Raw genomic sequence first — 13,409 nt, forward strand, 5'->3', positions numbered from 1 at the left:
AGTACTGCTCAGTGGCCGACGACCGGGAGCGCCCGGGACACGCTCCGGAGCACGGCCTCCCGCTCGTCGTTGAGGAAGAGGTGGCCACCGGGGAAGACCTCCACCTCGGTCCGGCCGGTGGTCAGCTCGGCCCAGCCCTCAAGGTGCTCCTCGGCGACCCTGGGGTCCGCGTCACCACCGAAGGCCGAGACCGGGCAGGTGAGCAACTCGCCCGGCCTGTAGACGTAGCCGGCGAACAGCGAGAGGTCGGCCCGGAAGGTCGGCAGGATGAAGGCGGCGAAGTCCGGGTTCTGCAGCAACTTCTCCGGCGTGCCGTTGAGACGTCGGAGCTCGTTGATCAGCGCCTCGTCGGAGAGGTCGAGTTCACTCAGCTTCCTCGACTCATGGGCCGGCAGCGCCCGGCAGCCGGACACCATGATCCGGACCGGCTCCAGCCCCTGCTCACGCTGCAGCCTGCGGGCCAGCTCCCAGCTGACGATGGCGCCCATGCTGTGCCCGAAGAAGGCGAACGGCCGGTCCAGGTAGGGGAGCAGTGCGGGGAGAAGAACGTCCAGCAGCTCTTCCAGGTCCGCGATCGGCCGGTCGAAGAACCGGTCCTCCCGACCCGGCAGCTGCACGGCGAATGCCTCCACTCCTTCCGGGAGTCCCGCGCCCCACCCCCGGAAGGCCGAGGCGCCTGCCCCGGCGTACGGGAAACAGAAGAGCCGGAGGGCGCCGGGCTCGGTCCGGCCGGGAATCGGCCGGACCCAGCTCTGGGCCGTCTGCGGTGGTGCCGAGTGCATGAGGTTCCGCTCCTACTGGTCGAGAGAGGTCGAGAGGGTTGGGACGCGCTCAGGCGCCGTGCCAGGACTTCCACAGCGCGGCGTACCCGCCGCCGGCCGCCAACAGCTCTTCATGACTGCCCAATTCGGTCACCCGGCCGCCGTCCATGACCGCGACCCGGTCCGCGTCGTGGGCGGTGTGCAGGCGGTGGGCGATGGCGATCACGGTGCGTTCCTTGAGCACAGCCGCCAGCGAGCGCTCGGTGTGCCGGGCCGTGGTCGGGTCGAGCAGGGAGGTGGCTTCGTCCAGGATCAGCGTGTGCGGGTCGGCCAGGACCACCCGGGCCAGGGCGAGTTGCTGGGCCTGCTGGGCGTCCAGACGGAGCCCGCCGGTACCGAGTTCGGTGTCCAGCCCGTCCGACAGCTCGTCCACCCAGTCGATATCGACGGCGGCCAGCACCGCGTGCAGGTCCTGGTCGGTCGCGGCGGGCGCGGCGATCAGGAGGTTGTCCCGGACGGTGCCGAGGAAGACGTGATGCTCCTGGGAGACCAGGACGACGTGTCGGCGCAACTGGGCCGGGTCGAGCTCGGTGACAGGCACCTGCCCCACCGTCACCCGTCCGGTGCGGGGCCTCTCCGTCCCGGCCAGCAGCCGGCCCAGAGTGGACTTGCCGGCTCCGGACGGGCCGACGATGGCCAGCCGCTCGCCCGGACGGACGGTGAGGTCGACGCCGTGCAGGACGTCCCGCTCGCCCTGGTAGGCGTACCGGACGTCGACCACGTCGATCCGGTCGTCCTCGGGCCGGCCGCCGCGGGTCACGGCCGGGGCGTCCACCTGGCCGATGCCCTCGACTCGGGCGAAGGAGGCGTTGCTGCGCTGGAGTTGGTCGAGCCAGAGCAGGACCTTGTCCAGCGGCTCGGAGAGCTTCCAGAAGTAGAGAGCACAGGCGACCACCGCGCCGGTGGTGACCGCGCCGGTGTCGCGCAGGGCGGCGCCCAGCAGCAGGATGCCGGCGACCGGGGCGATGTACGAGAACTCGACCACGGGAAAGAGCACGGTGCGCAGGTTGAGGGTGTAGGTACGGGTGACCCGGCAGTGCTCGACCGCCTCGGCTGCGGCGGCGATCCGGCGGTCCTGGAGGCCCAGGGCCTCGACGGTGCGCGCCCCTGCCGCGGTGGAAGTGAGGATCTCGATCAGCGCGGAGTTGGCGGCGCCTTCGGCGAGGTACCCCGCGTGTGCACGGTGCAGGTACCAGCGGGTGGCGAACCAGATCCCGGAGAGGCAGAGCAACCCGCCGATGCCGAGCAGCGGGTTGACCGCGAGCATGGCGACCAGGATCAGGAGGATCTGGACGAGCGCCACGGAGACCTCCGGCCCGGCGTCGCGCAAGGTGGCGCCGACGGTGGCGACGTCGGCGGTGCCGCGCGTCAGCAGGTCACCGGCGCCGGCGCGTTCGGCCACCGAGGCGGGCAGGGCGAGGGAGCGGTCGACGAACCGCTCTCGGATCCGTGCCAGAGTCCGCTCGCCAAAGCGGTGGGCGGTGTAGCGGGCGAAGCGGCCGAGGAGCAGCTGCGCGAGCGCGAAGCAGAGGATGCCGAGGGCGAGTCGGTCGACGTGTCCGGTCCCGGCGCCGCCCCGTACGTCGTCGATGATCCGGCCCAGCAGCCAGGGGCCGCCCAGACCGGCGGCCGCGGCCAGTCCGTTGAGGGTCAGCATCGCGGCGACCGCACGGCGATCCTGCCCCATCAGACGCACGGCGGCCCGGCGGACCTCGGCGGGACCGGCGATCGGGAGCCGTCCGGGGGCGGTCTCGGTCTGAGCAGTCATCGGACGGCCTCCTCGGCGGGCGTGGACTCGGTGGCGGTTTCGCCGCGGGCCACCAGCGCGCGGTAGCCGGGCTCTGTCGCGAGCAGCTCCTCGTGCGGGCCGGCCGCTCCCAGACGGCCGTCGACGAGGTAGCAGACGGTGTCGGCCTGCTCCAGCAGGACGGGGGAGGTCGAGGTGAGGGCGGTGGTGCGCCCGGTCCGCGCCCGACGCAGCCCCGCGGCCATGGCGGCCTCGGTGTGGGCGTCCACGGCGGAGGTAGGCTCGACCAGCAGGAGCACCTCCGGGTCCGCCAGCAGGGCACGGACCAGCCGCAGCCGCTGGCGCTGGCCGCCGGAGAGGTTGCTGCCCTGGGCCTGGACCATGGTGTCCAGGCCATCGGGCAGTGCCTGCACGATGTCCTCCGCCGCGGCATCTTTGACGGCCTGGGCGATGGACGGGCCGGTGTGCTCCGACCGGCCGTCGACGACGGTGCGCAGCGTGCCGGAGAAGAAGTCGGCGTCGTTGTCCGCCACTACGATCCGCCTGCGGATCTCGGCCAGGGGGACCTCGGCGAGCGGCACGCCGCCCCAGGTCGCAGCGGATGCGCTGTACCGGCCGAGCCGGTCGACCACGGCCGCGGAATCGGCCGGGCGAGCGCTCACGATCGCGGTCAGCCGGCCCGGGACCAGTTCCACACCGGTGTCGGCGTCGTACAGTGCTGATGGCTCGTCATGGGTCGGCCGGAGTGTTGCGGCGTCTTCGAAGGCGGGCTTCAGGTCGAGCATCCGGACCACCCGTCGAGCGGCCACCAGACCCCTGGTCAGGTCGTATCCGCCCTCGATGAAATTGGAGACCGGTACCACCAGGACGGCGACGTAGCCGTAGACGGCGACCAGCGTGCCGATGGTGATGGTGCCCTCGGCTGCCATCCGGGCGGCCATCCAGGTCACCAACGCCAGGAAGAGGGCGGGCAGGCCGACCGAGAGAGCTTGGATCCAGCTGGTCACGGCGCCGACCCGGTAGCCCTCGGCCTGCAGGTCCTGCGATCCGCGCAGGTAGCGGCCGGCCAGCATCTCCTTACCGCCGATGCCGTTGAGGACGCGCATGCCGCCGACGATGTCCCCGAGCCGGGCGGTCAGCGCCCCCTGCTGCTCGCGGTACTTGGACTCCGCGCCCTGGAGGCGTTCCAGCAGCGGCCCGACCACGACCGCGAGCAACGGCACCCCCAGCAGGACCACGAGGGCGAGCGGGACGGAGACCGACAGCAGCAGCGCGGCCGCCACCAGGTACGCGACGACAGCGCCGACGCCCGGGCCGGTGATCGTCAGTGTCTGGCTCATCTGCGCGACATCGCCCACACCGATGCTGGCGACCTCGCCGGCCGTCACCTTTCGGGGCAGTTCGGCACCCAGCCGAGCGGAGTGCGCGACCACGACCTTGATGGTCCGGAAGGTCGCGTCCATCCGGACCCGCGTCATGATGCGGTGGCGCATGATGCCGAGCCATGCGTTGAGAAGCGCGGCTCCGACCAGTGCGGCCACCCAGCCGACCAGGACACCGGTCTTCCCCTGCTGGAGCCCGTCGTCGATCGCACGCTGCATGAGGTACGGCGGCAGCAGGAGGCAGACCATCCAGAGGGTGCCGATCACCGCACCACCCGTCACCCGTCGGCGCTGACTCATGGTCAGCCACCACAAGTAACGCGCAGCACTTCGGTGATCCGGGGTTCCCGGGTCGGCATACGAATCCGTCATGAGTGAAACCCTAACCGTCTTTCCTGGGCCTTATCCAGATTTTCCTTCCACCTCCCGAGCGCCTGTGGCTATAGTCACCACGGACAGGAGGTGGTCATCATGAAGAAGCAGCTTCGGGGAATCTGCGCAGGCTTCTAGAACCGGCTCGCCCAAGCCCCGGGATGCCGAAGTGCGGGGGGAAGGAGCACTTCTCCCCGCATTCTGCTGCCCTTCAGGAAATTCGCAAAGGATTATCCAGAGAAACTTCCGCCAGGGAGTTCTCGAACCCCTTGGACATATTGATCAGACCAGCTTCGATCGACGCCGCGAGAACGGCTGGGAGATTTCCGTCGAGATAATTACGGCTCGCGCCCACTCCGATGAGGATTCCCTTTCCTGTGGCCACCGCCAGGTGGAAGTTCGGCCCTGACCGCTGGGTGGACGGACGCCACTCGATCCCGGTGCGCAGGGAGGACCCGGCGGCCGGCTCGGCGTCTACATCGCCGAGGAAGTTGTAGTGCTTGGCGAAGGCGGTGGGGTCCGTCTCCGGCAGGCCGGCCTCCGAGAGGCTCTCCTTCAGCGCATCGACGTCGTAGCAGCCGTTCATGTACGCCGTCATGGACTGGACGTAGCAGGCCCGCAGATACTCCAACGGGTGGGCCTCCTCCTCGACCGTGATGGTCACCGGGACGAACTGGTTGAGCGAGCTGACCAGCGGAATCCAACGGGTGGTGAGCCGGTTGGCGGCCATCAGCGCGAAGGTCATCCGCTCGGTGCGCTTGAGCCGGGACAGCGCGAGCGCGCCGACACCGAGCACCACCGACTGGACCGAGATCTTCAGCCGGTCGGAGAGCTCCTGCGCGGCGGTCAGTCCCTCCAGGCTGTAGAGCGACGCCCGGCGCCGCTCACTGGCGTCCTCCGGATCCCGGTCGGCCGGGACGAGCCGGCTCCAGGCCTCGGTCCAGTGCCGGACGCTCCGGGTGCCCGGTTCCTCCTGCTGCTCCTGCGCCATTTCCAGCGGCTGCACCACCGGCCCGAGCGCCCCGCCCTCCAGGAGGACACCGAGTTGCTCCTCCAGCACCCGCAGCGCACCGTTGTCGGCCGCCACGTGGTGGATCACGGTGACCAGGTGGAGCGCATCCCCCTGGTGAGTGGTGACGAACGCGCGCCACGGCAACCCGGTCTCGATGTCGATCGGCTCGGCGGCCGCCTCGGCACCCAGCCGGAGGGCCGCCGCGAAGCTGTCCTCGGCCAGCTCCAGCGCAGCCACCCGGGACGGGCGGTACGGGTGGACCGTCTGGGTCGGCATCGGGCCGCTCAGGTCGTAGGTGGTCCGCAGCGACTCGTGATTCGCCACCAACTGAAGCCAAGCGTCCATGACTTGGGCCGCGCCGATACCGAACGGCACCTCCCAGACACTGACCAGATTGGCGACCGCCCGATGGTCGGGTCCGTGTGTCTCCAGCGAACGCAGGACCGACAGCTGACCGTAGGTCACCGCCCCCGTCCGGAGCTCGCTCACAGCCGGGCCGCCCTGACGGCGAACTGACCGAGCATGGTCTGCTGGATCTGCGTCGTGCCCTCGATGATCTCCATCACCTTGGCGTCCCGGTAGTGACGCTGAACGGACGTCTCCGCCCCGATGCCCTGCGCACCGTGGATCTGCACCGCGTCGGCGGCCGCCTTGACGGCGATCGTCGACGTCCGGTACTTCGCCAGCAGGGTGTGGTTGACGGACTCCGTCTCCCCCCGCTCCTTGCTCACCCCTGCGTGGTAACAAAGCAGCCGGGCCGTGATGGTGTCGGTGAGCATGTCGGCCAGCAGCTGCTGGACCAGCTGGTGGTTGCGGATCTCGGTGCCGTACTGGGTGCGGCGGCCGGCGTACTCCGTCGAGGCCTCCAGGCAAGTCTGGGCCAGACCGACCGAGCCCCAGGCGGTGCTGTAGCGGCCGAGATCGAGGGCGCTGGAGGCGACGAAGGTGAGGCCGAGGCCGGGACGCCCGACCAGGTTGGCGGCGGGGATCCGGCAGTCGTCGAAGGTGATCCGGCCGAGCATCGAGCCGCGCAGGCCGAGCAGGCCGTCGAGCGGCTCCACCGTCAGGCCGGGGGTGTCCCGCTCCACCAGGAAGGCCGTGTGCTGCCCCTCGAACTTGGCGAAGACGAGGAAGAGGTCCGCGATCTGCGCGAAGCTGATCCACTTCTTGGTGCCGCTGAGGACGATGCCCGTGCCGTCGACCGTGGCCGTGGTCTCGACCGCGGCGGCGTCGCTGCCGACCTCCGGCTCGGTCAGGGCGAAGGCCGCCAGTGTGCGGCCCGAGGTGATCCGGGGGAGCCACTGCTGCTTCTGCTCCTCCGTTCCCCACTTGTGGATCGAGTGGGCGACCATGTCGTCCACGGCCACGAAGTTGCGGATCGACTGGCAGCCGCGGCCCAATTCCTCGGTGAGCAGCCCGTATTCGATCCAGTCCATGCCGAGGCCGCCGAACTCCTCAGGGATCAGCGCACCGAGGTAGCCCTGCCCGGCGAGGTCGGCGACGACCTCCCGGGAGATCGACTGCTCGCGGTCGAAGCGGTCCGCCTGCGGCACCAGGGAGCGGTCGGCGAAGGCTCGGAACTCGGCATGGCGCCCGGCCTGCTGCGGGGAGAGGTGACTGAGTATCAACGGAATCCTTGCGAAAGTGGGGGGCGGGCGGGCGCGGAGCTCCGGTGGGAGCGACGGCAGCCGGCCCGGGAGCAGCGGGCTCAGCCGGCGGTGGCAGCGGCAGCGAGAGCCGGTCCGGCGCCGGAGGCGGTGTACCGCTCGCGGCCGGTCAGGTTCACGAGTACGACCTTGTCCGGGGTGATCCGGCGGGCCGCGGCCTCGTTGCGCAGCGCGGCGATGGTCGCGGCCGAGGAGTGGCAGACGTCCAGCCCCTCCAGCTCGCGGAGCATCGTACGGGCCTGGACCAGCTCGTCCTGGCTCACCGAGACGATGGCGCCGCCGCTCTCGGCGGCGATGTCCCGCATGTAGGGGTACGTGGCCCGGCCGTCGCCGAGCAGGATCGCGCGGGCCAGTCCGGTGGGGCGCTCGATGACGTCGTCCTCGGTCAGCTCGGCCCGTCCCTCGCTCCAGGCCGCGGCCATGGGCGCGCAGGTGTCCTGTTGGACCATCAGGAGGCGCGGCGCGGAGGTGAGCCGGCCGCAGGCGAGGTACTCTGCCACGCCCTTGCGCACGGCCATCATCCCCATGCCGCTGCTGATGGCCTGGACGACGACGTCGGGCTTGTCGTCCATGGCGTCGAACGCTTCCAGGTAGGTGAGCTTCAGGCCCTCGCGCCGGGCCCAGTTGAAGAACCCGCCCTCCCAGACCAGGCCGTTGCGGGCTGCGAACTCCCTGGCCGCCTGGGTGGCCTGCGCATAGTTGTCGTCCACCACGGTGAGGGACACCCGGTCACCGGTCTCGATGTCGTGGTCGCCGGTGAAGTCGCGGCCGCAGAAGAAGTGGGCCCGCATCGAGGGGTCGCGCTGCACGGCGCGCGCCAGGGCGGTGGAGCTGTTTCCGGTGCTGGAGGCGACGAACTCGTTGATCCCGAACTGCCGGAACACCGCCAGGACCACGGAGGCCAGCCGGTCCTTGGTGGTCCCGGTCGGCTGCTGGGACTCGTCCTTCACCCAGAGGCGGGGCAGACCGATGGCCGCTCCGAGGTGCGGGGCCGGCCGGCAGGGGGTCCGCAGACTGATGTCGGCGTCGAGGAAGTGCTCGGATTCGACGGGGAGGAAGTCCAGGTAGGCCAGCTCGGGCCGGCCGCTGTCACGCTCGGTGGCGTGCTCCAGGTTGATCCTGGGATCGAGGGCACCCGAACACCGGGGACATCGGAGCCTGAATTCCGGATCGGACTCCCAGCCGCAATCGATACAGGACAGACGGTACTTGGGTGATGCCTCGGATTTTTCACGGTGGTTGACGACCGACATTTTTCCTTCCCCCACAGAAGGTCCCGGAGAATGAACCGACTGGCCCGAATCTGTGTCGGAGCCGCAATGCCAGCACATCTGCATACGACCGGGTTGACTGTACATGGACTGCCTGGCGGTAGATCGAAAGCATTCTTCCGAACGGTCTTCGCGGAATCCGGCCCGGGCCCGGTAACAGGAATCCCGGCCCGCGCGGCGGCCGTGGCTCCACGGCGCGGCCGCTCAGGCCAGCGCCTCGAACCGGCCCCCCATGAGGGCGCGCGACTTGAAGCCGTTGGGCCCGCAGGGCACGTCGCCGACGACGGTCGTGCGGTGCACGATCCGCTCCTCCTCGAACATCAGCCCGTCCACCGGCCCGGCATGGGCCACGGCACGGTTGTCCCACATGACCAGCATGTCCTGCTCCCAGCGGACCCGGGCGTGGATCTCGTCACGCCCGGCGAGCTCGTCGAGGAGGAAGTCGAGCAGGGCTGCGCTCTCCCGTGGCTTGAGACCGCGGATGGCCTGGAGGAAGACGGCACTGACGAGCAGGCTGCGCGCACCCGTCTCGGGGTGCACCTGAACCAGCGGATGGACGGCCGCGAAGGGGCCGGCCGGCTTGCCGTCGAACCGGGTCGGCGCCGACGGAGCGTGCCGGGAGTGTATTGCCTGCAAGGTGTCGAGGTATCCCCGGAGGGATGGCGACAGCCCCTCGTAGAGCGCTTCCAGATTGGCGAAGAGAGTATCGCCTCCAGCCGGCGGGATTTCAACACCCCGCAGAATGGTGATGGCGTTGGGATTGACCACGAAAGTGCTGTCGACGTGCCATTCGGTCCGCAGGCGCCGCAGCGTCCGCTCCTTCAGGGGATGGCTGAGGCCTGCCTCGGCCTCGATGAGCGCCTTCCGCTCCTCGGACAGCGCGGTCCGCAGCACGGCCGGGTTCTCGGGAAGGCCGTTCACGATGGGGTGCGCTGCGGTGGCTCCGCCGAAAGCATTGGTGAGTTCGACGTGCCGCTCATCATCCATCGGCTGATTCCGGAAAACAAGGACCTTGTGGCGCAGCAGGGCTTCGCGAAGGCGGGCGACGACAGCCGGAGACAGGTCCGAGGCGAGGTCGGCGCCTTCCACTTCCGCGCCCGTTATTGGCGTGAGAGGCCGAATCCTGATTTCTAACACCACTACCCCCGTGAACTGTGACAGTGCGATGAAACTTCGAGCACCCTACCCCAGGGTAGGTGCGACCTGTCGAGCCCCGACCTGCGCGAACTCTGCGGCAGGACAAGCAGTTTCAGCCACGCAACGGACGTTGGCTCGAATCATACTTGCCTCGGGCCGCGCAGCCCTGACTTCCTCCCCGCCGCGAAAGAGAGTGACTCGGACAGGCGCATCCGCCGCCCCAGAAAAGGTCTTGACGCTGCCTCACCTGCGTCATAGGGTCAAATGCCTGATAGGGCTTGACAAATAAGAGACCTGGGAACAAGAAATGTCGAACGAGCAGCCCGGCGGCTTGATGTCGGTGATTTCCGAAGTATTCGCTCCGCTTGAAGTCACGTTGGAGAGCACTTTCGACGACCTCGGAGCCACCTCCGTGTCACTGCTCCGCTTGATGGTCTCGATCCAGAGCGCGTTCGACGTCGATCTCGACGTCGTCGACATGTTCACCGTGGCCAACGTCGGCGAACTGGTCGAGCTCGTCGAGGAGCGGATTCCCGCTTCGAAGTAGTTCCGGTACGCACGGACCCGAGCGATCTCGTCGCTCGCCTCGGGGCTGGCTGCCACCGCCGGGGGACCGAGTCCGTCCCCGCCGTTCCGACCCCGAGGCCCTCGCAGACGGCCGAAGTCCCGTGCATGCGCGCCCGCCGGCATTCCGGCCCGAGGCCGAGCGCCCCCGACCGGGACAGTCTGCCGCATCCGACTTCACCAGTGGACACCCGGGTCTGGTCGCACCGACCCCGACAGCCCGTTGACCGCCCGCGCGGACCGCACCGGACCGTCCGCCCGAGGACCAGTGCAACCACTGTCCCACCGCCGAAAGAGACATCGTGACCGCGTACCCAGCCGCGAAGTACTTCCTGTCGAGCTACATCTCCCCGCCCGGCGGCCTGTCCGTGATAGCACCGCGCCATGACCAGAACATCGCACTCTGGCGCAGTCACGACTCGCGGGTCGAACTGGTCAGGGTCTGGGAGCTCGAGCGCTTCAGCGGGCAGAAGCACCACTTCTGGCCACTGTTCACCGTCGACCGGTACACCAAGGTCCTGAACGAGCTGCTTGCGGCCGAGGGACTCTCCCTGGACGACGTGAGCCTGTCCTGGGGCACCCCCGGTCTGCCGCACCACGCCGACATCAAGGTGCCGGCGGGCGCCGAGGACTTCCCGATCCACAGCCTCGCCCACCTCTACAGCGGACTGCTGCTCGACTCCGAGGCCTTCCGCAACGAGACGATCATCGGACTGGCCCTGGACGGCCGACCCGACTTCGGCCTCGACCAGACGGGCAAGAAGCACTGGTACACCGGCTGCGTGTCCAACAGGGGCGACGTCGAGTTCGCCCCGGTCGAGTCGCCGGCCCCCATCTACGACGCTGCTTCCTCGGAGTTCGGCAAGGAGCCGGGCACCCTGATGGCCCTGGCTTCGGCCTGCCCCACGGAGATCGCCTTCGACACCGAGGCGGCGGTGCGGGAGCTGGAGCTGTTCGGCGGCCGGCGGGTGCCGCTGGTCGACACGCTCCCCTTCGTCCAGGCCGTGATCCGCGCGGCCGAGTCGCAGCTGCCCGCCATGGAGCTGGACAGCCGCTTCAGCGAGCAGGAGCACCTGCAGTCCGCGGTCATGAAGACCGTCCAGACGGCCTGCGAGCTCATCATGGTGCGCAACGTCGACCGGCTCCTCGAGTCGTCCGGGGTGGACCCGACCCAGGCGTACCTCTCCATGAGCGGGGGCTTCGCCCTCAACTGTCCGACCAACTCCTTCCTCCTGCGCCGCTACGGGTTCAAGGGCCTGCTCACTCCGCCGAGCGCGAACGACTCCGGCCAGTCGCTCGGGATCGGCCTCCTCGGCCTGCTCGGGGAGGGCCTGCTCCCGGACGGCGGCTTCCGGCTCGAATCCGCCTACCACGGCGCCGAGCTGACCGATGTCGAGAGCGCGCTGCGGCACTTCGCGGACTTCATCGAGGACGTCCAGGACTTCTCCGAGGCCCGGTTCGTGGAGGACCTCTCCGCCGGACCGGTGGTGTGGGCGGACGGAGCGGCCGAGATCGGCCCGCGTGCGCTGGGCCACCGGAGCATCCTCGCGGATCCCCGCTCGCCCCGGTCGAAGGAGCTGCTCAACGACTGGAAGAGCAGGCAGTGGTGGCGCCCCGTCGCCCCGATCGTCCTGGAGGAGTACAGCGGCGAGTGGTTCGAGGACCCCTGGCCCTCGCCCTACATGCTCGAGACGGCGTACGTGGTCGAGTCCAAGCGCAAACTGGTCCCGGCCATCCTCCACCTCGACGATTCGGCCCGCCGCCAGACCCTGTCCACCGGGACCAACCCCCTGCTCCACCGGGCGATCGAGGCGTTCCGGCAGGCCACAGGCGTGCCGATGGTTTGCAACACCTCGCTGAACGACAAGGGCGAGCCGGTGGTGGACACGGCGGCGCAGGCCCTGAACTTCGCCATCCGCAAGGGCGCCGCCGTCGCCTACATCGCGGGCCGCCGCGTCGCCCTGCGCACGGAGGCCGAGGGCCGGCCCCCGGTTCCCACCCGCCGGCACGAACGCCGCGAGGACCTGTTCGCGGGCCAGGAGGAGGACCGCGACGCGATCTGGGCCTCCTGGGTCGAGTCGGGCTACACCACTTCGGCCATGGTGCTGATGTCCCGCTCCCCCGAGCTGCGCGACCAGTCACTGGCGAAGCCCGCCGTGGTCAACCAGCTGGCCGAGGTCGCGAGCGCCCGGGACGCGAGCGGCACACTCGCCCTCGCCGCGGCGAAGCACGCCAGGATGTTCGGACCGGCCGCCGTCTTCGACATCGAATCCGCGGAGGGATCGGTGTTCTGAGGCGGCATCGGTGCACGGCGCCCGGGGCGGCCCGTTCGACAGCGGGTCCGCCCCGGCGCACGAGACAGATGTCACCTTGCACATCGCCGAGTTACGCAGTTTTCCCTGGTCCGAAGGTCGTGGAAGACCTAGGATCACAGTTGAGGAGCCCTGGACCGGTCATTCGACCCGCTCTCCGCGCCTGCCGATGGACCGATCTGTCGTCAGACCACTTCGGACAGGCGGCCTCCGGCACGCGTCCCGCTCTCCGACACACCAGCCTTCAGCCTGACGACGGCCCCGTGCTGTCATGACGGGCTTTGTTTCAGCAGTACGGGGGATCAACACAGTGAACACGGGATCGCTCTGGGCGCAGACCTCTGACGTGACCCACATGGGTGAGGAGTACAGGGCCGCGCACCCCTCGCACACGGTCGTGACCGAGCGGATCGCGGCGCTGCACCCGGAGGCGCCGTTCGAGATGCTCGACTGCGGTGTCATCTCCGGAGTCACCTACCTCCACCTGCTGACGGCGGGCCTGAAGGTGGACTACACCGGCATCGACATCGGCGAGGCCGCCATCACCGACTGCCGCAGGCTGTACCCCGAGGCGCGGTGGCAGCAGATGAACATCACGGACCTCGCCTTCCGCGACGGCTCGTTCGACGTGGTGAACTGCCGTCACGTGCTCGAGCACCTCCCGTACTACGAGACCGCCGTCCGCGAGCTGTTCCGGGTCGCCCGCCGCACCGTGGTGATCTGCATGTTCCAGGTGCCGCAGGAGTCCGAGGTACTGCTGCGGCGGGAGACCGCCAACGGCTACATCTGGCTCAACCGCTACGCCGCCGGCCCGTTCGAGGCGCTGCTGCACTCCCTCTCGGAGTCCGTCGAGGTCATCGACGTCCCCGCCGACCACCGCCGGAACCAGATCTACCTCTGCACCAAGCGCTCCGCGTAGCCGTGGCCCGCTCCAGCAGGACGGATGACGTACGTCCTCCCCCGAACTCCTCAAGGCATCCCTCATGACACTCGCGCACCCCGCAACGCCCGTGCCCGATCCCGAAGCCGGCGGGCGCCCCGCCGGGCTGCCCGCCCCCCCCGACCTTCCCCCGGCCCCCGCCCCCCCCCCCCGGCCCCCCCACCGGGCCCGGTCCGTCCCCTTC

General features: G+C 69.5%; 10 protein-coding genes. 3 read left to right on the forward strand and 7 right to left on the reverse strand.

Translation table 11 applies throughout. The features are described from left to right. Nucleotides 1-8 precede the first annotated feature (8 nt). The 7 genes from ADK52_RS17490 to ADK52_RS17525 form a co-directional block, all read right to left on the reverse strand. Complete coding sequence (locus tag ADK52_RS17490; RefSeq protein WP_053690748.1) at nt 9-782, reverse strand: thioesterase II family protein; 774 nt, start codon at nt 780-782, stop codon at nt 9-11. 49 nt (nt 783-831) lie between these two features. Further along, nucleotides 832-2,589: an ABC transporter ATP-binding protein gene (locus tag ADK52_RS17495; RefSeq protein ID WP_053690749.1), complete on the reverse strand. Its 1,758-nt coding sequence runs from the start codon at nt 2,587-2,589 to the stop codon at nt 832-834. Beyond that, nucleotides 2,586-4,322, reverse strand: coding sequence for an ABC transporter transmembrane domain-containing protein (locus tag ADK52_RS17500; protein WP_199828519.1), 1,737 nt, complete (start codon nt 4,320-4,322; stop codon nt 2,586-2,588). Before ADK52_RS17500 ends, ADK52_RS17495 begins: the two co-directional genes overlap by 4 nt. A 211-nt stretch (nt 4,323-4,533) precedes the next feature. Further along, nucleotides 4,534-5,823 carry a condensation domain-containing protein gene (locus ADK52_RS40175; RefSeq protein ID WP_199828520.1) on the reverse strand — a complete coding sequence of 430 codons (1,290 nt, stop codon included), beginning with the start codon at nt 5,821-5,823 and terminating at the stop codon, nt 4,534-4,536. Further along, on the reverse strand, nt 5,820-6,962 hold the full coding sequence (locus ADK52_RS17515; protein ID WP_234343927.1) for an acyl-CoA dehydrogenase family protein: 1,143 nt from the start codon (nt 6,960-6,962) through the stop codon (nt 5,820-5,822). Before ADK52_RS17515 ends, ADK52_RS40175 begins: the two co-directional genes overlap by 4 nt. Before the next feature lie 80 nt (nt 6,963-7,042). Continuing rightward, on the reverse strand, nt 7,043-8,254 hold the full coding sequence (locus ADK52_RS17520; RefSeq protein ID WP_053690751.1) for a threonine synthase: 1,212 nt from the start codon (nt 8,252-8,254) through the stop codon (nt 7,043-7,045). Nucleotides 8,255-8,476: 222 nt separating this feature from the next. Beyond that, on the reverse strand, nt 8,477-9,412 hold the full coding sequence (locus tag ADK52_RS17525) for a TauD/TfdA dioxygenase family protein (protein ID WP_324615921.1): 936 nt from the start codon (nt 9,410-9,412) through the stop codon (nt 8,477-8,479). A gap of 304 nt (nt 9,413-9,716) precedes the next feature. Here ADK52_RS17525 and ADK52_RS17530 point away from each other — a divergent pair, with 304 nt between their 5' ends. From ADK52_RS17530 to ADK52_RS17540, 3 genes are all read left to right on the forward strand, one after another. Further along, entirely contained in the window at nt 9,717-9,956 is a 240-nt protein-coding gene (locus ADK52_RS17530; protein WP_053690753.1) for an acyl carrier protein, read from the forward strand. A 319-nt stretch (nt 9,957-10,275) separates the two neighbouring features. Then, nucleotides 10,276-12,267 carry a carbamoyltransferase C-terminal domain-containing protein gene (locus tag ADK52_RS17535; RefSeq protein WP_053690754.1) on the forward strand — a complete coding sequence of 664 codons (1,992 nt, stop codon included), beginning with the start codon at nt 10,276-10,278 and terminating at the stop codon, nt 12,265-12,267. Nucleotides 12,268-12,640: 373 nt separating this feature from the next. Next, nucleotides 12,641-13,204 carry a class I SAM-dependent methyltransferase gene (locus tag ADK52_RS17540; RefSeq protein WP_234343932.1) on the forward strand — a complete coding sequence of 188 codons (564 nt, stop codon included), beginning with the start codon at nt 12,641-12,643 and terminating at the stop codon, nt 13,202-13,204. Nucleotides 13,205-13,409: the final 205 nt, after the last annotated feature.

The sequence above is a fragment of the Streptomyces sp. WM6372 genome (assembly GCF_001279655.1).
GTDB lineage: Bacteria > Actinomycetota > Actinomycetes > Streptomycetales > Streptomycetaceae > Streptomyces.

Excerpts from the sequence above, each read along its gene's own strand:
- ADK52_RS17490 (WP_053690748.1), bottom strand. The coding sequence starts at position 782 with ATGCACTCGGCACCACCGCAGACGGCCCAGAGCTGGGTCCGGCCGATT.
- ADK52_RS17495 (WP_053690749.1), bottom strand. The coding sequence starts at position 2,589 with ATGACTGCTCAGACCGAGACCGCCCCCGGACGGCTCCCGATCGCCGGT.
- ADK52_RS17500 (WP_199828519.1), bottom strand. The coding sequence starts at position 4,322 with ATGACGGATTCGTATGCCGACCCGGGAACCCCGGATCACCGAAGTGCT.
- ADK52_RS17520 (WP_053690751.1), bottom strand. The coding sequence starts at position 8,254 with ATGTCGGTCGTCAACCACCGTGAAAAATCCGAGGCATCACCCAAGTAC.
- ADK52_RS17530 (WP_053690753.1), top strand. The coding sequence starts at position 9,717 with ATGTCGAACGAGCAGCCCGGCGGCTTGATGTCGGTGATTTCCGAAGTA.
- ADK52_RS17540 (WP_234343932.1), top strand. The coding sequence starts at position 12,641 with ATGGGTGAGGAGTACAGGGCCGCGCACCCCTCGCACACGGTCGTGACC.